General features: G+C 34.3%; 15 protein-coding genes. 10 read left to right on the forward strand and 5 right to left on the reverse strand.

Annotated elements, in window-relative coordinates; genetic code table 11:
* The first annotated feature begins 89 nt into the window (after nt 1-89).
* The 5 genes from IRZ78_RS10470 (at nt 90) to IRZ78_RS10490 (ending at nt 10,051) form a co-directional block, all read left to right on the forward strand.
* Nucleotides 90-2,825 carry a pitrilysin family protein gene (locus IRZ78_RS10470; RefSeq protein ID WP_194616480.1) on the forward strand — a complete coding sequence of 912 codons (2,736 nt, stop codon included), beginning with the start codon at nt 90-92 and terminating at the stop codon, nt 2,823-2,825.
* 324 nt (nt 2,826-3,149) lie between these two features.
* Nucleotides 3,150-5,090 carry a DNA topoisomerase (ATP-hydrolyzing) subunit B gene (gene gyrB, locus IRZ78_RS10475; protein ID WP_194616481.1) on the forward strand — a complete coding sequence of 647 codons (1,941 nt, stop codon included), beginning with the start codon at nt 3,150-3,152 and terminating at the stop codon, nt 5,088-5,090.
* A 109-nt stretch (nt 5,091-5,199) separates the two neighbouring features.
* Complete coding sequence (gene mdh, locus IRZ78_RS10480) at nt 5,200-6,135, forward strand: malate dehydrogenase (protein WP_194616482.1); 936 nt, start codon at nt 5,200-5,202, stop codon at nt 6,133-6,135.
* Between the two features lie 228 nt (nt 6,136-6,363).
* The gene (gene secDF, locus IRZ78_RS10485; RefSeq protein WP_194616483.1) at nt 6,364-9,354 is read left to right on the forward strand and encodes a protein translocase subunit SecDF; all 2,991 of its coding nucleotides are present in this window, start codon (nt 6,364-6,366) and stop codon (nt 9,352-9,354) included.
* Between the two features lie 82 nt (nt 9,355-9,436).
* The gene (locus tag IRZ78_RS10490) at nt 9,437-10,051 is read left to right on the forward strand and encodes an acyloxyacyl hydrolase (protein WP_194616484.1); all 615 of its coding nucleotides are present in this window, start codon (nt 9,437-9,439) and stop codon (nt 10,049-10,051) included.
* Nucleotides 10,052-10,105: 54 nt separating this feature from the next.
* On the opposite strand, the gene lgt is transcribed toward IRZ78_RS10490, so the two are convergent.
* The 5 genes from lgt to IRZ78_RS10515 all read right to left on the reverse strand — a co-directional run bounded on the left by lgt (nt 10,106) and on the right by IRZ78_RS10515 (nt 15,044).
* Nucleotides 10,106-11,038, reverse strand: a complete 933-nt coding sequence (lgt, locus tag IRZ78_RS10495; protein WP_194616485.1) for a prolipoprotein diacylglyceryl transferase — start codon at nt 11,036-11,038, stop codon at nt 10,106-10,108.
* A 63-nt stretch (nt 11,039-11,101) separates the two neighbouring features.
* Nucleotides 11,102-11,341 (reverse strand): membrane protein insertion efficiency factor YidD, encoded by a 240-nt coding sequence (yidD, locus tag IRZ78_RS10500; RefSeq protein WP_194616486.1) that lies wholly within the window; start codon nt 11,339-11,341, stop codon nt 11,102-11,104.
* Nucleotides 11,342-11,363: 22 nt separating this feature from the next.
* Complete coding sequence (cysS, locus tag IRZ78_RS10505) at nt 11,364-12,842, reverse strand: cysteine--tRNA ligase (protein ID WP_194616487.1); 1,479 nt, start codon at nt 12,840-12,842, stop codon at nt 11,364-11,366.
* 132 nt (nt 12,843-12,974) lie between these two features.
* Nucleotides 12,975-13,646, reverse strand: coding sequence for a GTP cyclohydrolase I FolE (gene folE / locus IRZ78_RS10510; protein WP_194616488.1), 672 nt, complete (start codon nt 13,644-13,646; stop codon nt 12,975-12,977).
* A 201-nt stretch (nt 13,647-13,847) separates the two neighbouring features.
* Complete coding sequence (locus IRZ78_RS10515; RefSeq protein ID WP_194616489.1) at nt 13,848-15,044, reverse strand: pyridoxal phosphate-dependent aminotransferase; 1,197 nt, start codon at nt 15,042-15,044, stop codon at nt 13,848-13,850.
* Nucleotides 15,045-15,166: 122 nt separating this feature from the next.
* Here IRZ78_RS10515 and IRZ78_RS10520 point away from each other — a divergent pair, with 122 nt between their 5' ends.
* From IRZ78_RS10520 to IRZ78_RS10540, 5 genes are all read left to right on the forward strand, one after another.
* A complete protein-coding gene (locus IRZ78_RS10520; RefSeq protein WP_194616490.1) occupies nt 15,167-16,492 on the forward strand; it encodes a PDZ domain-containing protein in 1,326 nt (441 codons plus the stop codon).
* 159 nt (nt 16,493-16,651) lie between these two features.
* Entirely contained in the window at nt 16,652-19,300 is a 2,649-nt protein-coding gene (locus tag IRZ78_RS10525; protein ID WP_194616491.1) for a gliding motility-associated C-terminal domain-containing protein, read from the forward strand.
* A gap of 32 nt (nt 19,301-19,332) precedes the next feature.
* On the forward strand, nt 19,333-20,262 hold the full coding sequence (locus IRZ78_RS10530; protein ID WP_194616492.1) for a type IX secretion system membrane protein PorP/SprF: 930 nt from the start codon (nt 19,333-19,335) through the stop codon (nt 20,260-20,262).
* Between the two features lie 10 nt (nt 20,263-20,272).
* Nucleotides 20,273-22,444, forward strand: coding sequence for an OmpA family protein (locus IRZ78_RS10535; protein ID WP_194616493.1), 2,172 nt, complete (start codon nt 20,273-20,275; stop codon nt 22,442-22,444).
* A 138-nt stretch (nt 22,445-22,582) separates the two neighbouring features.
* On the forward strand, nt 22,583-23,065 hold the full coding sequence (locus IRZ78_RS10540; RefSeq protein ID WP_194616494.1) for a hypothetical protein: 483 nt from the start codon (nt 22,583-22,585) through the stop codon (nt 23,063-23,065).
* Nucleotides 23,066-23,313: the final 248 nt, after the last annotated feature.

Raw genomic sequence — 23,313 nt, forward strand, 5'->3', positions numbered from 1 at the left:
TTACTAAAAGTAAGTTAATATTGATGTATGGTATTTAGGAAAAAAACTATATTTGGTTACCAAAAAAACTAATCCTTTAACCATAATCTATGAGAAACTTATTGCTAAGCAGTGTTTTATGCTGTTCTCTTGTTTCATTGTCTTGTGTTTATGCACAGAAAAAGACAGAAGCTCCAAAATACATTAAAAATGTCGAAGGTGTAAAAGAATATTCGCTGAATAACGGATTGAAAGTTCTTTTGATTCCGGATGCTTCCCAAAGCAATATGGTTGTAAATATTGTTTATAACGTAGGTTCCAGAAACGAAGGTTATGGCGAAAAAGGTATGGCCCACTTGCTGGAACATATGCTTTTTAAAAGTACTAAAAATTTAGGAGATATTAAAAAAATGCTTTCTGATAAAGGAGGAAATGCTAACGGTACAACCTGGCTAGACAGAACGAATTATTATGAAGTTTTTCCATCAAGTGACGAGAATCTAAAATGGAGTATTGAAATGGAAGCGGATCGAATGATCAACGCGACTATTTTGCAGACTGATCTTGATAAGGAATTTTCTGTAGTAAGAAATGAATTCGAAATAGGTGAAAATAATCCGGATGGTGTTTTGCAGGAAAGGATTCTTTCTGCTGCTTATGTATGGCATAATTACGGAAGAAGTACCATTGGAAGTAAAGAAGATATCGAACGCGTGAAAGCAAATACGCTTAGGGTTTTTTATGAGAAATATTATCAGCCCGATAATTCAACTTTAATAATTGCCGGAAAATTTGATGAACAAAAAGCATTGCAATATGTGGGACAGTATTTTGGAGCAATTCCAAAACCGAAAAGAAAACTGGATAAAACCTACACGATCGAACCGGCTCAGGATGGAGAAAAATATGTGGAGCTAAACAGGGCCGGTGATAGTAAAAATATTGGCGCTATCTATCATACTGCTGCTTATGTAGACAAGGATTATGCAGCGCTTGATGCCTTAGGAGAGATTTTAACCGCTGATCCATCAGGTTATTTGTATAAAACGCTGGTAGAAACGCAAAAAGTATCCAGTATTTATTTTTGGCAGCCAACAACCCGAGATGCGAGTTTTATGTATTTTGGCGTTGCAGTTCCTAATGATAAAGACGTAAAAGCGACTAAAGACATTGTAAGATCTGAACTGGATAAAATAGGATCGACCAAATACACAGATGAAGATGTAAGCAGGGCTAAGGCAAAAATTATCAAACAAATTGAAGGTATAAAAAACAATACCATTTCGTTTGCCATAAATCTTACTGAGATTATTGGAGCGGGAGATTACAGATTGGGATTTTTGTATAGAGATGCTGTGGAAAACCTGACAAAAGAAGATATACAAAGAGTGGCCGAAAAGTATTTTAGAAGCAATAATAGAACCGTAGGGGTTTTTATTCCCTCTAAAGATGAGCAAAGAGTAAAACCCGCAGAATATACAGATGAGCAATTACTGGCTTTAACCAAAGATTACAAAGGAAAAGCTTTAGAGAAAGAAGCGGCTGCTTTTGAAGCTTCTATCAAAAACTTAAAACAAAATTTTGTAGAAGGTAAACTGAGCAATGGTGCAAAATATGGCTTGATCAAAAAAGAAATAAAAGGCGGGAAGGTTCAGGCTAGTTTTCAGTTTCCTGTAAGTAACGAAAAGGATTTAACTGGAAAATCAGATACTGGAGGAATTTTGGCTCAGTTGTTAAAAACAGGAACGAAAACAAGAACTAAAGAACAAATCAGCGATCGCTTAGATCAATTAAAATCAAGTATTTATTTTAATTTTACAAGACAAACTTTATCAGTAAATATTAGTACTTACAAAGAGAATTTTAAAGAAGTAATGGAAATTTTAAACGATTTACTGACAAATTCAACTTTTCCGGAAAATGAGTTGACAAAGACAATCAGTGAATACAACACTTATTTAGAGGCAAATCTTAATGATCCCCAATCAGTTGCTTTTACGGAACTTTCAAGACAAACGACAAATTACCCTAAAGGAAGTATTTTTTATACACCAACGCTTCAGGAACAAATAGATGCATTTAAAAAAATCAAGCAAACTGAAATTGTAGATTTTTATAAAAACATTCTGGGAGGAAATAATGGAGTTGGAAGTGTGGTAGGAGATTTAGAAGGAAAATCTACAGTTGAGATTTTAGAAAATACTTTTGGAAAATGGAATTCAAAATCAAAATATGAATTAGCTAAACCTACTTATTTTGAAACAAAAGTATCAGATAAGGATTTTATAACTCCAGATAAAGAAAATGCGGTAGCGCTTGGTAGAATTGGTTTTAAAATGACAAGAAGCAGTACAGATTACCCTGCATTTGTAATGGCTAATGAAATATTAGGAAGCGGAGGATTTTTAAGTGCAAGAATTCCGATGAGATTAAGAGAAAAAGAAGGGATAAGTTACGGAGCAGGTTCATTTATTGATGTGCCTGTTACAAGTGATGTTGCTTCATGGTCGTATTATGCTTTTTTAAATCCGACTAAAAAGAATGCTGTTCAAACCGCTACAAAAGAGGAAATTGCAAAAGCATTGAAAGATGGTTTTACAGCTGATGAGCTAAAAGCAAACCTGGTGAGTTGGCAGAATGAAAGAAAAACAAGATTGGGTAGTGATGATACTTTAATGAATCTTGTAAACACTTATTTGCAATACGGAATTCCGTTAGAAGATTATGATACATTAGAAACTAAAATAAAAGCGTTAAAAGTCGAAGAGGTAAATACAGCCTTAAGAAAGTATTTAAGTCTGGATAAAATGACTTCAGTTTACGCAGGAGATTTTAATAAGAAATAATAAAAAAAAGGAAAATTTCAATGTTGAAATTTCCAAATTCCAAAATCCGAAATGACATTAAATTGTCGTTTCGGATTTTGTTTTTAAAGTGTTTTAAGTATTGAAATTCAGAATTCATCCCGGTGCTTCGGGGTTGAAATTTTCTATTACTATTGAGAATTTTAAAAAAATCCATTTTAAAATTGATTGTGGTTGTTTTATTAGACTTTTTTTGATAATATGTTAATAACTTAAGTGCTTTAAATGGTATTTTAACGGATATATAATTTGCGTTTTTATATATTTGCGTGTTAGACAATAATTACATTTTTTAGAATAAATTATATGAGCGAAGAAATCAAGAAGAACAATTATTCAGCAGATAGTATTCAGGCATTAGAAGGAATGGAGCACGTAAGAATGCGTCCATCGATGTATATTGGAGATGTGGGAGTTCGAGGGCTACATCATTTGGTTTATGAGGTTGTTGATAACTCTATTGATGAGGCGATGGGAGGACATTGTGATACCATTGGTGTTGCAATCAACGAAGACGGTTCAGTAACAGTTGAAGATAACGGTCGTGGTATTCCAGTTGATTTACATAAAAAAGAAGGTGTTTCGGCACTTGAAGTAGTAATGACCAAGATTGGAGCCGGAGGTAAATTCGATAAGGATTCTTATAAAGTTTCCGGAGGTTTACACGGTGTTGGGGTTTCAGTTGTAAATGCACTTTCAGTTCATATGAAATCCACTGTTTTTAGAGAAGGTAAAATCTACGAGCAGGAATACGAAAGAGGTAAAGCAATATACCCTGTTAAACAAATTGGAGAAACAGATAAAAGAGGTACACGTCAGACTTTTTACCCCGATGATACCATTTTTACCCAAACTATAGAATTCTCTTATGATACTCTGTCAGCTCGTATGCGTGAGCTTTCTTTCCTGAATAAAGGAATTACAATCACCTTTACAGACAAAAGAGAAGTAGATGAAAAAGGCGAATTTAAAGTTGAAGTTTTTCATTCAGATGAAGGTCTTAAAGAATACATCCGTTATTTAGATGGTAACCGTGAACCAATTATTTCTCACGTTATCAGCATGGATCACGAAAAAGGTGAAATTCCAGTTGAGGTTGCCTTGATTTACAACACAAGTTATACAGAGAATATTTTCTCATACGTAAATAATATCAATACGCACGAAGGAGGAACGCATTTACAAGGTTTTAGAAGTGGTTTAACAAGAACCCTTAAGAAATACGCAGATGCATCGGGAATGCTCGATAAACTGAAATTCGAAATTGCAGGAGATGACTTCCGTGAAGGATTAACAGCTATTATTTCGGTAAAAGTTGCTGAACCACAATTCGAAGGACAAACCAAAACAAAACTAGGCAACAGAGAAGTGGTTTCTCCGGTTTCTCAGGCAGTTGGAGAAATGTTAGAGAATTATCTGGAAGAAAATCCAAATGATGCCCGAATCATTATCCAAAAAGTAATTTTGGCTGCACAAGCCCGTCACGCTGCTAAAAAAGCACGTGAAATGGTACAGCGTAAAACCGTTATGGGTGGCGGTGGATTACCGGGAAAACTTTCAGATTGTTCTGAGCAGGATCCTGCAAGATGTGAGGTTTACCTTGTCGAGGGAGACTCGGCGGGTGGAACGGCCAAGCAAGGCCGTGACCGTAACTTTCAGGCGATTTTGCCATTACGTGGTAAGATTTTGAATGTTGAGAAAGCGATGCATCATAAAGTATTCGAAAACGAAGAGATTCGTAACATCTTTACCGCTTTGGGAGTTACCGTTGGTACTGCAGAAGATAGTAAAGCCTTAAATCTTGAAAAACTAAGATATCATAAAGTAATCATCATGTGTGATGCCGATGTCGATGGTAGTCACATTTCTACCTTAATATTAACGTTCTTCTTCCGTTTCATGAAAGAACTGATCGAAGAAGGTCACGTTTATATCGCAGCACCACCTTTATACTTAGTTAAAAAAGGAAACAAAAAAGAATATGCATGGAACGACGTTCAGCGCGATCAGGCAAACGAAAGAATGGGGGGCAGTGCTGCTATTCAACGTTATAAAGGTCTTGGGGAGATGAACGCGGAGCAATTATGGGAAACTACAATGGATCCGAGTTTTAGAACTTTACGTCAGGTAACTATTGATAGCTTGGCTGAAGCCGATAGAGTTTTCTCAATGTTAATGGGAGATGAAGTTCCGCCACGTAGAGAATTTATCGAGAAAAATGCCGTTTACGCTAATATCGATGCATAATAAATTTTAATCATCAATTCGTTTAATTGTTTAAATTTACTTAGACCATTAAACGAATTGTCGATTTATTAAATACACAAATTAATTAATAACCGATAAAGTATAAAATATGAAAGTTACCATTGTAGGAGCAGGAAATGTTGGAGCTACATGTGCAGATGTTATTTCTTATAGAGGAATTGCAAGCGAAGTAGTGTTGTTGGATATTAAAGAAGGTTTTGCCGAAGGGAAAGCGTTGGATATTATGCAATGTGCAACAAATACAGGTTTTAATACCAAAGTATCTGGAGTAACCAATGATTATTCTAAAACTGCCGGAAGTGATGTAGTAGTGATTACATCAGGAATTCCAAGAAAACCAGGAATGACTCGTGAAGAATTGATTGGTATAAACGCAGGAATTGTAAAAACAGTTGCTGAAAATGTATTGAAATTTTCTCCAAATACTATAATTGTTGTAGTTTCTAATCCAATGGATACTATGACTTATTTAGCTTTAAAAGCGACAGGATTACCAAAAAACAGAATTATTGGTATGGGTGGAGCGTTAGATAGCTCTCGTTTCAGAACATATCTTTCTTTGGCTCTTGATAAACCTGCAAATGATATCTCGGCAATGGTTATTGGAGGTCATGGTGATACTACGATGATTCCTTTAACGCGTTTGGCTTCTTATAACGGAATTCCGGTAACAGAATTTCTTTCAGAAGAAGTATTACAAAAAGTTGCTGCTGATACAATGGTAGGAGGAGCTACACTTACAGGTCTTTTAGGGACATCAGCCTGGTATGCGCCGGGAGCTTCTGTTGCTTTTCTTGTAGATAGTATTTTAAACGATCAGAAAAAAATGATTGCATGTTCTGTTTTTGTTGAAGGCGAATATGGTCAAAATGATATATGTATAGGAGTGCCTTGTATAATAGGTAAAAACGGGGTAGAAGAAATTTTAGACATCAAATTAAACGAGCAGGAGAAAGCTTTATTTGCTAAAAGCGCAGATGCAGTTCGTGGAATGAATGACGCTTTAAAATCGATTTTAGTATAACGATTTTCGAAAAAAAAGGAGAAGACTGCACTTTTGCAGTCTTTTTTTTAAGATTAATTAATAAATAAATTGGTTAATCATTTCGAGAATTATATATTTGCTCGGTTTAAAAAAAATGTTGTAATTCGTGATCTCGATTTTTTAGTTTTAAGAACTCATGTCAGGGCTTATTTTTAGGGAATTTAAAACCAAAAACAAACAATAAAACATAATTAATTTTTAGTAATAATGCAGAATAAAGGACTTATTAAATTTTTCGCAATTCTATTTGCATTGGTAAGTATTTACCAACTTTCTTTCACTTTTGTGGCAAATAATGTCAAAAGTGAAGCTAAAGCCTTTGCAGGGGATAATCCTGACAAAGAATTAAAATATTTAGATTCTATTGGTAAAGAAAAAGTGTTGAACCTTGGTTTTTCGGATTTTACTTATAATGAAGTAAAAAACAAACAACTTAATAAAGGTCTTGACTTAGAAGGAGGAATCAACGTGATTCTTCAAATTTCTATTAAAGATGTTTTGAAAGGTTTAGCTAACAATTCTAAAAATCCGGTATTTAATAAATCATTAGCTGATGCATCTGCAAATTTAGAAGGAAACAAAACCTATTTAAATAAGTTTTTTGAAGCTTTTGAAGCCAATTCAAACGGAACAGTGAGATTAGCTTCACCTGATATTTTTGCAAACAGAAGTTTACAAGGAGAAGGTGGAATCGATTTTCAAATGTCTGATTCGCAAGTTCAAAAAGTAATTAAAAGAAAAGTTGATGAGTCTGTTGAAAGTGCTTACAAAGTATTAAGAGAGCGTATCGACAAATTTGGTGTTACACAACCAAACATCCAAAAATTAGGAGAAACAGGAAGAATCTTAGTGGAGCTTCCAGGTGCTAAGGATGTTGATAGAATTAAAAAATTATTAGGTGGAAAAGCTCAGTTAGAGTTTTGGGAAACTTATAAAATTGAAGAAATCGGAAACTTCTTGGTTTCTGCAAATGAGGCTTTAAAAAAGACTGAAATCAAAAAAACAGAAACTAAAACTGTTGCTAAAGATTCATTAAATGCTTTATTGACTGATACTAAAGATTCAGTTGCTGCTAAAAAAGGAAACAACCCATTATTTGACAAAATTATAGGTCAGGGTGGTGGACCAGTTTTAGGTTACTTCGCACCAAAAGATACTGCTGTTGTAAACAGCTATTTCAAAAGAGCAGATATCAGAGTTTTATTAGGAGCTGACCAACACAATGCAAAATTTGTATGGAGTAAACCAACTACTATAAAAGATCCACAAGCAAAAGATGTAAAAACGGCTAAAGATATTGAAGTTGTTGAATTATATGCTTTAAAAGGAAACAGAGATAACGTTCCTGCAATGAGCGGTGGAGTTGTTACTGATGCAAAAGATACTTTTGACCAATTAGGAAAACCAGCTGTTTCTATGCAAATGAACAGTCAGGGTGCTAAAGTTTGGGAAGAATTAACAGGTAGAGCTTTCTCTCAAAAAGGGTATATCGCTATTGTTTTAGATAACATCGTATATTCTGCTCCTGGTGTTACCAGTGGACCAATTGCCGGAGGTAGATCTGAAATTACTGGATCTTTTGATGTTGCTGAAACTAAAGATTTAGCTAACGTATTAAATGCAGGTAAATTACCGGCTTCTGCTGATATTGTTCAGTCAACTGTTGTAGGGCCATCTTTAGGTCAGGCTGCAATTGATGCAGGTACAATTTCATCTGTGTTAGGATTCTTATTGGTTTGTTTATGGATGGTATTCTATTATGGTAAAGCAGGTTGGTATGCTAACCTTGCCTTATTATTGAACTTACTTTTCTTATTCGGAATTATGGCAAGTTTTGGTTTTGTACTTACATTGCCAGGTATTGCGGGTATCGTACTTACATTAGGTACAGCGGTAGATGCGAATATTATTATATACGAAAGAGCAAAAGAAGAATTGCGTGAAGGTAAATCATTGTCTGAGGCAGTTGCTGCTTCTTACGGATGGCACGGAGCAATGCGTTCTATTATTGATGCGAACGTAACACACGTTTTAACTGGAGCTATCTTGTTTATTTTTGGAACAGGACCAATTAAAGGTTTTGCTTTAACTTTACTTATTGGTATTGTAACTTCAATGTTTACATCAATTTTTATCGCTAGAATTTTCATCGACAGAAATATTGCTGGAAAAGGTGATTTAACTTTCTCTACAAACATTACTAAAAACTGGTTTACTAATTTTCACTTTGACTTTATTAAAATCAAAAAATTCACTTATATCTTCTCTTCTATTGTAGTTGTAGTAAGTTTAGTTTCTATCTTCTTTGTTAATGGATTAGATGAGGGTGTTGATTTTGTTGGAGGTAGAACATTCCAGGTGAAATTTGAAAAACCTATTGATGCTACAACAGTGTCAGATGAGTTATCTGCAGCTTTTGGAACTCCTGTTGAGGCTAAAATTTTAGGTGATGATGATCAGTTAAAAATCACTACAAAATATAAGATTAAAGAAGATGGTGTTGCTATCGACGAAGAAGTGAATCAAAAGTTATACAATGCATTGCAAAAGTATTACCCAAAGACTTCTTACGATAAATTCATCAACTCATTTGATGGTAAAAAAATCGGTGTATTACAAGCTTCTAAAGTTGGAGCTTCTATCTCTGAGGATATCAAAACTAACTCATACTGGGCAGTTCTTGGTGCAATGGCAGCAATCTTTTTATACTTAATGGTTTCTTTCCGTAAATGGCAATATTCATTAGGAGCGATCGCAGCTGTAGCGCATGACGTTATCTTTGTATTAGGTATCTACTCTTTATGTTATAAATTCATGCCTTTCCACATGGAAATGGATCAGCACTTTATCGCTGCAATTCTTACCGTTATTGGTTATTCTATGAATGATACTGTAATTGTATTTGACAGGGTGAGAGAGTTTATCATCGGAAACCGTAAAGGTAGTTTTGAAGATATCGTAAACGCTTCTATTAATACTACATTATCAAGAACGTTGAATACTTCATTGATGATGATCATTGTATTGTTAACGATGTTTATCTTTGGTGGAGAATCTATCAGAGGATTTATCTTCGCGATGTTAGTAGGTATTGTTGTGGGAACTTACTCTTCATTATTTATTGCAACACCAGTATTGGTTGATACAATTTCAAGTGATGAGAAACACACAATTGAAGAAAAACACAAACAAGCATAATTGCAAGTTGATATAAAAAAAAAGATCCAACGAAAGTTGGATCTTTTTTTTGTGCTATATTTAAACTTATAAAGAGTTGTCTATGGGTAAAAAAATACTGTTGGTTGTATTGTTTTTGTGTGTTGCGTTTGTTGTTTCCGGACAAGATAAAAAGGATAAAATTGCGATAGGTTTTAATTACGGTTTTGGAAGTGAGTTCAATAATAGAAATTACACCTTTACCAATCACTTTTATAAAGCTCAACTGTATTATCGAATTAAAGAAACGAAACACTTTCAGTATGAAATTCTGGCGCAGCCCGAAATTAATTTTGCCACACATCAATTGCTTAATTTTTATTTTGTAAAGCCTGAAACGCCTGATTATATCGAAAAAAGAGAAGAATATACAAAGTTGAAGAATGTTCATGAATATGTTTTAAATCTCGGATTTTTAATAAGAAAGCCAATAGGTAAAATATTCTCAATTTATACTTTAGCAAGTATAGGGCCTATGATTACAGATACTCAAACCGAAAGAATGTCTGAAGGGTTTGCTTTTGCAGATGTTTTGGCTTTTGGAGTTTTAGCTAACGTAAATAAGTTTAGGTTTGATATGCGACCGAGTATCCGGCATGTGTCAAATGCAGGGTTAAATGGTGAAAATGCGGGCTATAATACAAGGAATGTTGAAATAGGTATTTCCTATGGTTTATAAAATAAAAAAGCCCAAAATCTAAGATTTTAGGCTTTTTTATTTTGAATGAAATTTTTAAGATGCTGCTAAAGGATTTCTTTGCGCTCTAATGATAAAGAACAGGCCGATTATAATAAAAGGAATGCTTAACCATTGTCCTGTAGAGAAAATTCCTAATTCTTCTTCGATTCCTCCCTGGCTTTCTTTTACAAATTCTACGATAAAACGAACTACAAATAAAAGAACCAAAAACAATCCGAATAATAATCCTGATTTAAGTCTTGCGTTTGTTTTCCAGTACAGGAAATATAAAGTAGCAAAAACAAATATATATGCGATACCTTCGTAAAGTTGTGTTGGATGTTTTGCAGGAACCTGAGCTAATAATTCAGCAAATTTAGGATCTGTTGCAATTGCCGTGTAAGCTGCTTTTGGATCTGCAATTTGTGTTGCGTTTACAGCTTCAGATTTGCTAAATTGATCATGTAAAAAACGAATTCCGAATGCAGAATCAGTTTCTTTTCCGATAATTTCAGAATTGAAAAAATTACCAAGACGAACAAAAATAGCACCACTGGCTACAGGAATTACAACACGGTCTAAAATCCATAATAAAGAACGTTTTAAGATTTTTTTACTGTAATAGTACATCGCGATTATAATAGCGATTGCTGCACCATGGCTTGCTAAGCCTTGAAAACCGGTAAATTCAAACTTTGGTTCAAATCTAAATGGTAAGAAGATTTCAAGTAAATGATTTCTGAAATATTCCCAGTCATAAAACAAAACATGTCCCAGACGTGCGCCTATCAAAGTGGCTAAAACAGTCCAGACAAATAAAGAGTCTAATTTATCTAGTGATTCATTTTCGCGTTCGAAAATCTTTTTCATTATGAACCAGCCTAATCCAAAAGCGATTACGAACATTAAACTGTAGTAACGAATCATAAAAAATCCTAAGTCGATTCCTTCTGAAGGATTCCAAATGATATTTGAAGAAAGTGTCATATGTTAAATTGTTTTTGTGTTGTAAAAATAAATATTTAAAGTAAAGTTGGTCTTTATAAAAAGTTAATCTTTATGTGAGCATTTCTTTTCGGGAACAGGATCATAGCCGGTTCTTCCCCAGGGATTACAACTCAAAATTCGTTTTATTCCCAGATATCCGCCATAAAATAATCCATGAGTTTGCAGTGCCTGAATCATATAACTCGAGCAAGTAGGTTCGAACCTGCAGCTTGCCGGTGTAAAAGGCGAGATTGCAGTTTGATAAAAGCGAACTAATAAAACAAATGGAGTTGTTACTTTCATGATTTATTAGAAAATGAATGGATTATATTGAAAAGCTTGTGCCTTCTTTTCCGTCTTTCAATTGGATGCCTAAAGCAATCAACTGATCACGAATCTGGTCAGAAAGTGCAAAGTTTTTATCGGCTCTGGCCTGATTTCTCATCCCGATAAGCATGTTTACAACACCTTCTAACTTGTCATTATTAGTATCAGCACCTTTGTCATCGCTTAAACCTAAAACATCAAAAACAAAAGCATTAACAGTAGTTGTAAATGAAGTTAGATCTTGGGCAGAAATCGTTTCTTTTCCTTCTTTCAGTAAATTGATATAACGAACGGCCTCGAACAATTGCGCGATTAAAATTGGAGTATTAAAATCATCGTTCATGGCATCGTAAGACAATTGTTTCCATGAAGCAATATCTATAGAACTCGTTGCACTTGCCGAAATACCCGGCAAGGCATCCACAGCTTCCATTAATCTTTTATATCCCTTTTCAGCTGCAACAATGGCATCGTCAGAAAAATCCAAAATACTTCTGTAATGTGCCTGTAACATAAAAAAACGAGTTACAGATGCAGAGAAAGCTTTACTTAAAATAGTATTATCACCGCTTAAAATTTCGCCTGGTAAAATATTATTTCCAGTCGATTTGGCCATTTTTTTACCGTTCAGGGTCAGCATATTGGCGTGCATCCAGTAATTTACCGGAGACTGGCCTGTACAAGCTTGGTTTTGAGCAATTTCGCATTCATGGTGTGGAAATTTCAAATCCATTCCGCCACCGTGAATATCAAAATGATTACCAAGATATTTGGTACTCATGGCAGTACATTCAAGATGCCACCCCGGGAAACCATCACTCCATGGCGAAGGCCATCTCATGATATGTTCGGGTTCTGCTTTTTTCCAAAGAGCAAAATCCTGAGGGTTTCTTTTATCAGACTGACCATCAAGATCACGGGTATTGGCTAGCATATCTTCGATATTTCGGCCGCTTAAAACACCGTAATTATGATTTTGGTTATATTTTACAACATCAAAATAAACAGACCCGTTGGCTTCATAGCCAATTCCGGTATCGATGATTTTTTTGATAATTTCGATTTGTTCAATAATATGTCCTGTTGCTGTAGGCTCGATACTTGGCGGTAAAAAGTTGAAAGATTTCAAAATATCATGAAAATCTACCGTATAGCGCTGTACAACCTCCATAGGTTCGAGTTGCTCTAAGCGTGCTTTTTTGGCAATTTTATCTTCACCTTCATCAACATCATCAACAATATGCCCCACATCGGTAATATTACGTACATAACGCACCTTATAATCCAGGTGTAAAAAATATCGGAATATAACATCAAAAGACATAAATGTTCTCACATTTCCTAAGTGTACATTGCTATAAACCGTAGGTCCGCAAACATACATTCCAACATTTCCTTCATGGATTGGTTTGAAATTTTCTTTTTCACCCGAAAGTGAATTGTATATTTTTAGAGGTTGTGATGTGTATAATGGCATTGTTTAAATGTTTGTTGATGTTTTAGGAGCTAATCCTGCTATCGGCTATATCTTTTATGGTGAACCCCACCATAAAAGGATGCCGCTGCTATTAGGAGTAGACCATAAATATAATAGAAATATCGTATAAAACTAGAATTGAGTGTCTAATTTAATATAATCTAAAAACTCTCTCTTAGTTTGAGGATCTTTGAATTTTCCACCAAATTCAGACGTTACAGTGCTGCTTTCGATATCTTTAATTCCTCTTGAGTTTACACAAAGGTGTTTGGCATCGATAACACACGCAACATCTTGAGTGCCTAAAGCTTTTTGTAATTCCTGAACAATTTGCATCGTTAAACGCTCCTGAACCTGAGGTCTTTTGGCATAATATTCTACAATTCGGTTCATTTTTGATAAACCAATCACTCTTCCGCTTGAAATATAAGCAACATGCGCGCGTCCGATAATTGGCAGTAAATGGTGTTCGCAGGTAGAATAAACGGTAATGTTTTTCTCAACTAACATTTCACCGTATTTGTAATTATTATCAAAAGTTGAAGCTTTTGGTTGTTTTGAAGGATTAAGACCACCAAAAATCTCCTTTACAAACATTTTTGCTACTCGGTTTGGAGTACCTTTTATGCTGTCATCGGTTAAATCCATTCCTAAAGTCTGTAGGATGTTTTCAACATCTTTTTTTATTCTTTCTATTTTTTCATCATCACTTAGATCAAAAGCATCCTGTCTTACAGGGTTTTGCGCGTTGCTGCTAAAATGATTGTCTCCTGTTTCGTCTAAAAAATCTTCGTTATTTATCATTAAAAACTACTATTATGATGGGTATATCTTTTTAAGGCGGTAAAGATAATTAATAAAAAGGAAACCTTTTCTATCGTTTTTACTATTTAATCGTTCCTTTTTGGATATAATTTAAATTAAAACTAAAATGGTATTTTTTTTAAACACAAAAGACAATAACATAAGGTGTTATTGTCTTTTGAAGGTTTTTGTTTTTTGTTATTATTTTTTGTTGTAAACCAAAAGTGCTTCTTTTAAAATCTTTACAGCAGTCACTAAATCTTTTTTATTTAATACATAAGCAATTCGTACCTGATTGAGTCCCATTCCAGGAGTCGAATAAAATCCGGCAGCAGGAGCCACCATGACAGTTTCTCCGTTAAGATCATAGGTTTCAAGAAGCCATTGTGCAAAATCTTCAGAGTTTTCTATTGGCAATTGTGCAATGCAGTAAAAAGCACCTTTAGGTTTGGTAACAATTACACCTTCAATTTTATTCAATTCGGTAATTAGAGTATCACGTCGGCTTTTATATTCTGAAATTACATCATCAAAATAACTTTGTGGCGTATCTATTGCAGCTTCGCAGGCAATTTGCTCAATTGTTGGCGGACTTAAACGTGCCTGGGCAAACTTCATTACGGTTGCCAAAACCTCTTTGTTTTTACTAACCAGACAACCAATTCTTGCCCCGCACATACTATAGCGTTTTGAAACAGAATCGACCATGATTACGTTTTGCTGAACATCATCAAGATTCATTACAGAATAATGAACATCATCGCCATCATACAAAAACTCACGATAAACCTCATCAGCAATTAAGTACAAATCATGTTTTTTGATTAAGCCGGCTAGTTGTTTTATTTCGGCTTCTGAATATAAATAACCTGTTGGATTACCAGGATTACAAATTAATATCGCTTTGGTTTTTGGTGTAATCAATTTTTCAACATCTTCAATACTTGGCAATGCAAATCCAGTTTCGATTGTTGAAATTACAGGAATTACAGCTGCACTTGTAGAGGATGCAAAGGCATGATAATTGGCATAAAAAGGTTCCGGAATAATGATTTCATCTCCGGGATCTGTAATTGTGGCCAATGCAAACAATAAGGCTTCAGAGCCACCAGTAGTAATAATGATGTCTTCTGGGTTAACATTTACGTTTTGACGTTGGTAAAATTGAGCTAATTTTTTTCTATAACTTTCATATCCGGCAGACGGACTGTATTCTATAAGAGTTAAATCAATATTTTTTACCGCCTCGATGGCCACTTCGGGTGTCTTGATATCCGGTTGACCAATGTTTAAGTGATACACTTTTTTCCCTTTTTGTTTTGCAAGATCTGCAAAAGGAGCAAGTTTACGTATCGGTGATTCGGGCATGTTTCTGCCTTTGTGTGAAATTGTTGGCATGAGTTTTATTATTGAAGTGCAAATTTGCATTTTTTTTTCCAATTTAACGTAAACATTACCGGTGCTTATTAAAATGTAACAATTATCAATATTTTTAGTAATTTTATCATAAAATATTATCAATGAAAAAATATTTCATGTTGTTTTTTGGGCTTTTGACATCTTTGTCACTTATGGCACAAGGTGATTTTTTGATTGATAAGCATAGTGGCAAGGTTACTATTCCCTTCAAACTCATTAATAACCTTATTTTTATTCCTATAAAAGTAAACGGTATCGAATTAAATTTCCTGCTTGATTCCGGTGTCGAAGAAACGATCTTGTTTAGTATGGAAGAAAGACAGGAAGTGAGTTTTCATAATATCCAGAAAATAAAATTACGCGGTTTAGGAAGTGAAGAAGAAATTGAAGGTTTAAAATCAACAAATAATGTTTTAGAATCACACGGTTTAAAATCGAGCAATCATCTGTTATATATAATTTTAGATCAGAGTTTTAATTTGTCATCGCACATAGGGATTCCGGTAAACGGAATTATTGGATATAAATTTTTTAAAAATAATATCGTAGAGATCAATTATCAAAAAAAGAGAGTAGTTATACATGCAAACGATGAGCAAACCAAACAAAAACTAGATAAAAGATTCAAGAGAGTTCCTATAACTATCGAAAGGTCTAAACCTTATATTTATGCCACAGCGATTGTTGATGAAAATAAAGTGCCTGCAAAATTACTGATCGATATAGGCAATAGTGATGCTTTCTGGATTTTTGAGAACAAAAAAATAAAATTGCCTAAAAAGAATTTTCCTGACTTTTTAGGAAAAGGTTTTAGTGGTGATATTGAAGGACATCGGGCTAAAATTGATAATTTTTTAATTGATGATTTTAATTTTAAAAAGCCAATAGTTTCATTTCCGGATTCCACTTCTATTCGAAATGTAAAAATGGTACCTGATCGAATAGGATCTGTAGGTGGCGAAGTTTTAAAAAGGTTTACCGTAGTTTTAGATTATGCAGGTAAGAAAATGTACCTTAAAAAAAACAGTAAATTTTCTGAACCCTTTACTTATAATAAAAGTGGAATCACCGTTCAGCACAACGGTCTTCAGTGGGTTCAGGAAACGGTTCATTTAGAGATGGTAAAAGTAGCTTCAACATTAGATGAAGTTGCAAATAATGAAAAAAAAGACGGAAATTTCAGATACAAATTTTCATTAAAACCAGTTTATGAAATTGTCAATATTCGTAAAAATTCAGCTGCCGAGAAATGCGGATTACAAAAAGGAGACATCATTGTAAGTATCAACAAAAATGCACCATATAAATATACACTTCAGCAAATAAATACCCTTTTAAAATCAGAAGAAGATATTTGGATAAACCTTGAAGTAGAAAGAAACAGCCTGATTTTAAAGTTTAGATTTAAGCTTGAAGATGAATTATAAAAATCTCAAAAACAATCAATTAAAAATCTAAACAGAATTTAATTTTATTGGCGTTTATTTTATGATTTATTTGAATTTTGTGAAAATTTAACTATTAAATCACTTTTTTTGTTCAAGGAACGTTATTATTTTATTATGTTTATAAAAAAATAACGGTTTATGGTTAAAAACTACTCTAATTTCTTACAATTTATATTGTTTTTTATTTTCTTATCGGTTTTACCCTCAAAAATGTACGCACAATGTGCTGGTGATGATGCACAAAAAATAATTTGTGATATTCAGAATTCAGCTCATCAAAACCTTTCTTTATTTTCATTATTAGGAGGCTCACCAACTCCGGGCGGAAAATGGACAGACGATAATAATTTTAGAGGTCTGGATTCCATTACCGGAAATTTAAATGCTCAACTTATTAAAGAAGGTGGGGTTTATCATTATACCTATACCGCTCCTGATGTGGCCGGATGTACAGACAATACAGCCACAATCACACTTACTATTGGTGCCTACGTAGGAGTTGGTTCTAAATCTACTGCTTGTAGCAGAGAGGGATTTTTTAATCTTTTTACAGCATTTGATAGTACCGTTATGGGACCGCATGAAAACGGAATATGGAGAGATAGTTCAGGAAAAATTTTAGATTCACCTGTAATTGGGATTAGATATATAACAACCCAAACAGAAACGCGTCAATTTACCTATGAAGTGCCGCTTATACCGGAATGCCCATCTACGCCATTAATTACCACTGTATATGTCACTATTGTTAGAACACCCGAAGAGGGAATACCACAGGAATTAACATTATGCGGAACTACAGATTTAGCCGGTTATATCAACTATGATATGTTTGAATCACTTCTTGGTGAAGATAAAGACGGTGTTTGGAAAGGACCAGATATCACATCACGATCAGATCACAATGTTAACCTTCAGGATTTGTTTAACAAATACGGAGCGGTAGAATTGAAATATACTTATACCGTTTTTGCGGTTCCTAACCAGAATGTTTGTAAAGACAGAACTGCAGATGTAGTCATTACACTCGAGAAACGAATTGACTTTACAGGTGCAGAAATTGTTGTGCTTAAAGATATTTGTGAAAGTGAGATCGCTACTGCTACTTATTCAGCAAAAATTACAGAAGGTCCTGATGGTATTCCTGACGGAGAATATAAAATTACTTATAATGTCGCAGGCCCAACAGGAGGATCAGAAACTGTGACGGTAAATTTCGTAAACGGAGTAGTTAATTTTCCAATTAAATCTGCATATTTTCAAAGTGTTGGTAAATTTACTATTACCGTTACAAGCATTGTTCCAACTCCTGGTCCAAAAAAATGTATTAGTTTATTTAGTCCTTTTTCTTATGATTTAAATGTATTTCCATTGCCGCGTTTAGATAATGCTGTAATAACTACCAGTCCAATTTGTCAGAACGATATTGCAACTATTCAAATTTCGAATGCCACTCTATTGGCCGATGGTAAGTATCGTATCGTTTATAATATTAATGGTGATAATTCAGCTACAGCCCAAACGGCCACTATAACAGCTGTTGGAGGAAAAGCCAGTTTTGACATTCCCGGAAACTTAAACGCAAAAAGCGGATTATCTGTAATTACAATTACCAATATCACCAATATTACAAATCCAACTCCGCAATGTACTAATACAGCAAATGTTGTAGGAAACCTGACAATTAATCCTTTGCCTGTTGTTAGCAATGTAAAAGTAGTGGTCAATGATGATTGTGTAAACGGAGTTTTTACCGCTAGTGTTTCAGGATTGGGAACTTTAACAAAAGCGAAACTTTCTTATGTACTTTTAGATAGTAATACTTCGAGAGAACAAACTGTCGATTTAACGGTTTCAAACGGAAATGCCAGTTTTGTAATTCCGGCAAGTTTACTTGTAAATACAGGCTCTACCGTAATCTCGGCTACTTATCTAACGAATGATATTACGGGTTGTGGCAGTCTTTTGGTAAATGTATTAGATAGTTTTTTAGTCAATCCAATTCCGCTGGCACCCGTTGCAGTGAATCCGCCTGATTTTTGCAAAGTAGACAGAGCGACAATTGCTAATTTAACACCGCATGGCCCGCAATATAAATGGTATAATTCTGCTGCGTTAACCACACCGCTTGCAGATACTTATCTTTTAAAATCTGAAGACCTCTATGTTACCGAAACTTCTGCTGCAAATTGTACATCGCCAGCCAGTATGATTTCGGTTGTAGTAAAAGATACACCTGCACCAACTTTAAATCCTGACGGACAAAATTTTTGCGGTTTAAAAAATCCAGCCATTTCAGATCTTTCAAAAGCGACAAATGTACCTTCGACAGTTTCGTGGTATGATGCTCAAAATAACGGTAATTTATTAGCTTCGAATACTTTGCTTATCGATAAAGCCACTTATTACGGGTATGATCTTTCGAGTGTGACCGATTGTATTTCGGATAGTGTCTTAGAGGTTACAGTTTCCTTAACGGACTGCGATCCTGCACAATATGCCTTTTTTATTCCTGACGGATTTTCGCCCAATGGAGATAATGTAAATGATACGTTCAGAATTCCTGATATTGAATATTTATACCCGGATTATACGCTTGAAATTTTCAATAGATACGGAAATGTAATGTTTAAAGGAAATGCAAATACACCCAATTGGGACGGAAGAAATTCTCAAGCTGCAGGTTTTGGAGACGCAATAGCGCCAAACGGAGTCTATTTTTATATTGTCAATTTTAATAAAGACAATAGAAAAGCGCAGCAAGGCCGACTTTACCTCAATCGATAATTCCTTTTTATATTATTTAATATAATTTTCAAATGAAAAAAATACCACTTTTTATACTTTTTCTCTTTTACATAACATCAGCCTCAGCCCAGCAAGATCCGGAATATACCCACTATATGTACAATATGAGTGTAGTAAATCCCGCGTATGCTACAGGAGTTCCTGCCATGTTAAATCTTGGAGGATTATACAGAACACAATGGGTTGGAGCCGTAGGAGCGCCAAAAACTTTTACCTTTTTTGGTCATACTGCTCTGACAGATAAAGTCGAAGTGGGGATTTCTTTAGTTTCTGATGATATTGGTGATGGCGCTAAAAAGGAAAATAATTTCTATGCTGATTTTGCCTATGTCCTGAATCTTGGAGGAAAAAACAAACTTTCGTTAGGATTAAAAGCAGGTTTTACTTCACTGCAAACCAATTTTAACGGATTCAAATTTAGTGATACACAAACAGATTTGGCTTTCGCTGATAATATAAACGTCACCAGACCCAACATTGGAGTAGGAGCGTATTATTTTAGAGATAATTTCTATGTGGGTTTATCGGCGCCAAATTTACTGAGTTCTAAACACATCGAAGAAAAGTCCGGAATCAACGCCTACGGATCAGAAGCCATTCATACGTTTTTAACCGCCGGATATGTTTTCCAGATCAATGATATGGTCAAACTTAAACCCGCATTTATGTCCAAGTTTGTGCCCGGAGTGCCAATTTCTGTAGACCTTACGGCAAATGTCTTGTACAACAACAAATTTGAGTTGGGTGCGGCTTACAGAGTAAATGATGCGGTGAGTGCTTTAATGAACATCAATGTTACGCCGTCGCTTCGAGTAGGTTATGCTTATGATCATACACTTTCGAATATGGGGCAGTTTAATTCCGGTACACACGAAATTATGTTGCTGTTTAATTTAGATTTATTAGGAAAAGGATATGATAAATCACCAAGATTCTTCTAAGATGAAAAATATGAAAAAACTACTCGTTATTATATTCGTATTTTCAATACAGTTTATAAATGCTCAGGATCTCGAATTGGCAAGAGCCAAACGATTTTTTGAGAAAACTTATTACAGCGAAGCAATTGTCCTATATCAAAAGTTAGCTGATGAAAAACCGTCGCAGCAAATCATTAAAAATCTGGCGGACTCTTATTTTTATACCAATGATTTAATAAAAGCGCAACGCTATTACAGGCTTTTAATTCAAAATTATAGTAATAATTTAGATCGAAATTATTATTTCAGATATGCGCAGACTTTAAAAGCGAGCAATAGTCATGATGATGCCAATGCAGCCCTGAAAGAATATTATGCAAAATCTGCTAATACAGATGATATGGTCAATTTTGAAAAAGAGATTAAAACCTTAGAAAATGTTACGGCAATCGGGAAAAGATTCGATATAAAAAACCTAGCCATAAATACACCAAATTCTGAATTTGGAGCGGTAAAATACAATGATAATTTGGTTTTTGCAGCAGTAAAGCTAAAGCCGGGATTGTTTGATAAAAAGTTCAAATGGGATAATGAAACCTATTTGAATTTGGTCGAAATTCCACTAAAAAACATTAATTCGGCCGATTCTACCACGCATTATTTTGCTAAAGAATTAAAAACTGGAATGCATGAATCGAATGCTGTTTTTACAAAAGATGGCAAGACAATTTACTTTACAAGAAATAATTCTAAAAAAGGAAGCAAGAAAACAGACGATAAAAAAATCTCCAACCTTCAAATTTTTAAAGCCGAACTAATCGAGGGAAAATGGAAGAATATCACCTCGCTTCCGTTTAATAGTCCAAATTATTCAGTAGAGCATCCTGCGTTGAGTGCCGATGAAAAAGTATTGTATTTTGCCTCTGATATGCCGGGAACATTGGGTTCTTTTGATATTTATTCGGTAAACATTAATAAAGGAGCATTTGATACGCCTAAAAATTTAGGTACAATTATTAATACCGATAAACGGGAGCAATTTCCTTTTGTTTCATCAGATAATAAACTTTATTTCTCATCAGACGGACATTTAGGCTACGGGTCTCTGGATGTATTTGTTTCAGAAATTAACCGAAACGAATATTCAAAACCCGTAAATGTTGGTTTGCCATTAAATTCAAATTTAGATGATTTCTCCTTTTATATAGATTCAAATACCAAGGAAGGTTTTTTTGCCTCGAATAGAGAAGGCGGGAAGGGAAGTGATGATATTTATTGGTTTAGAGAAACCAAGGAATTAATTGTAGAAGACTGCAAGCAGTTTATTGCAGGAACCATTACAGATATTGATACCAAACTGGCTTTAGAAAATGCAATTGTAATTTTGCAGGATTCAGATAAAAAGATTTTAAATACGATTATTACAAGTGCCGATGGGAAGTTCAGTTTTACGATTCCTTGCGAAAGTGCGTTTACCGTTTTAGCTTCAAAAGAAAAATATACCAGCGACTCAAGATCGTTAACTTCAGGAAAAACAAGAGAGGCAAGTAATGACGCTTCGATGGCATTAAAATCTCTTGAAGCCATAAAACTCGAAGAACAAAAAATTGCTGAAACGAAAAAGAAAGAAGAAGAAATTCAAACCACCCGTAAAAAAGAAAGAGAAGCTTTGGCAGTTATTGCCTTAAAAGAAGCACAGAAAAAAGCAAAAGCTGATCAAATTGTAGCGGCAGAAATTAAGAAGAAAGAAAAAGCAGAAGAAATTGCAGCAACAGAAATCAAGAAAAAAGAAAAAATAAAGCAGATTTTAATTGATGAGAAAGATGTTGTAAAGGATAAAGACAGACTGATCATAAAAACAGATCCAATTTATTTTGATTACAATTTGTGGTACATTCGTAAAGAATCTAAAGTTATTTTAGGTCGTGTTGTAGCGCTAATGAAGAAATACCCTGATATGGTGATCGAAATAGGATCTCATACCGATTCAAGAGGAAATGAAAAGTTTAATGAAAATTTATCTCAAAAACGAGCCAATTCGACAAGGGACTTTATCATAGAATCAGGAATTAATGCCAAAAGAGTTCAGGCAAAAGGTTACGGAGAATCTGTACCAATAATCAAATGCAAAACAGATGATGCGTGTTCTGAAGAAGAACACGAACTCAACAGAAGATCTGAATTTGTGATTAAGAATTTATAGATTTTCTTTACATACAGTAAGTTAACCTAACAGGTATTAAAAACCTGTTAGGTTTTTTTAATTTTAGTTCAGAAGCCTTTTTTTTGGCTTCTTTTTTATTTAACTTTATAAAATAACAATAACCTAAAGATTTGATTTATGAAAAAACTAGCGATATCTTGTTTGCTTTTGTCTTGCATTGGATTTCAAAGCTGTAAAAATGATGAAAAACAAAAAGAAGCTGAAGCTGCTCAGGCCCAAGCCGAAAAAACGGTAAGTACAGAATGCTATAAAGCAGTATATGAAAAAGATACTATTGATCTAAAATTGAATACGCTGAAAAACGGAAAAATTGGCGGGGATATGGTGATGAAAGTGGCAAATGCACCAGAAAAAAACGGAGAAATCAAAGGAGAATTTCGTGGTGATACTTTATTTGTAGATTATACTTTTAAAGAAGTGACAAATAAAGATAAAACATTCAAAAACCCGATGGCGTTTTTAAAGAAAGACAAACAACTTATTTTAGGTAACGGAACCATGCAAACAACGATGGGCGTTACTTATTTAGTAAAAGATAAACCAATTGATTTTGATCGCGTAAAATATAAATTTGACAGTGTTCAATGCGTTGAGAAATAAAAACAAACGTAAGAATCTTTGTCAAAGTTTTAAACTTTGACAAAGATTCTTCATTATACCATAAACCCGATAGTTTTTTAAAACCTGTCGGGTTTTGTCATGTTACAAGATCGTTGCTACTTTGTATTTGTCTGCAAATCTCACCTGAGCGGAGTGGAAGGGTGCCACAATCTTGTCATCCTGACCGGGGAAGGATCACACTAGAAACTCCAGAATCAAATAATCTTTGCCGAATCCCGCGTGTGATC

Source organism: Flavobacterium sp. CSZ, from assembly GCF_015350725.1.
Lineage (GTDB): Bacteria > Bacteroidota > Bacteroidia > Flavobacteriales > Flavobacteriaceae > Flavobacterium.

What these genes read in the sequence shown, in the direction of transcription:
- IRZ78_RS10535 (WP_194616493.1), top strand. Translation starts at nt 20,273, where the DNA reads ATGAAAAAACTACTCGTTATTATATTCGTATTTTCAATACAGTTTATA.
- mdh (WP_194616482.1), top strand. Translation starts at nt 5,200, where the DNA reads ATGAAAGTTACCATTGTAGGAGCAGGAAATGTTGGAGCTACATGTGCA.
- IRZ78_RS10470 (WP_194616480.1), top strand. Translation starts at nt 90, where the DNA reads ATGAGAAACTTATTGCTAAGCAGTGTTTTATGCTGTTCTCTTGTTTCA.
- lgt (WP_194616485.1), bottom strand. Translation starts at nt 11,038, where the DNA reads ATGACACTTTCTTCAAATATCATTTGGAATCCTTCAGAAGGAATCGAC.
- IRZ78_RS10530 (WP_194616492.1), top strand. Translation starts at nt 19,333, where the DNA reads ATGAAAAAAATACCACTTTTTATACTTTTTCTCTTTTACATAACATCA.
- cysS (WP_194616487.1), bottom strand. Translation starts at nt 12,842, where the DNA reads ATGCCATTATACACATCACAACCTCTAAAAATATACAATTCACTTTCG.
- IRZ78_RS10540 (WP_194616494.1), top strand. Translation starts at nt 22,583, where the DNA reads ATGAAAAAACTAGCGATATCTTGTTTGCTTTTGTCTTGCATTGGATTT.
- yidD (WP_194616486.1), bottom strand. Translation starts at nt 11,341, where the DNA reads ATGAAAGTAACAACTCCATTTGTTTTATTAGTTCGCTTTTATCAAACT.
- IRZ78_RS10520 (WP_194616490.1), top strand. Translation starts at nt 15,167, where the DNA reads ATGAAAAAATATTTCATGTTGTTTTTTGGGCTTTTGACATCTTTGTCA.
- secDF (WP_194616483.1), top strand. Translation starts at nt 6,364, where the DNA reads ATGCAGAATAAAGGACTTATTAAATTTTTCGCAATTCTATTTGCATTG.
- gyrB (WP_194616481.1), top strand. Translation starts at nt 3,150, where the DNA reads ATGAGCGAAGAAATCAAGAAGAACAATTATTCAGCAGATAGTATTCAG.
- IRZ78_RS10515 (WP_194616489.1), bottom strand. Translation starts at nt 15,044, where the DNA reads ATGCCAACAATTTCACACAAAGGCAGAAACATGCCCGAATCACCGATA.
- IRZ78_RS10525 (WP_194616491.1), top strand. Translation starts at nt 16,652, where the DNA reads ATGGTTAAAAACTACTCTAATTTCTTACAATTTATATTGTTTTTTATT.
- IRZ78_RS10490 (WP_194616484.1), top strand. Translation starts at nt 9,437, where the DNA reads ATGGGTAAAAAAATACTGTTGGTTGTATTGTTTTTGTGTGTTGCGTTT.
- folE (WP_194616488.1), bottom strand. Translation starts at nt 13,646, where the DNA reads ATGATAAATAACGAAGATTTTTTAGACGAAACAGGAGACAATCATTTT.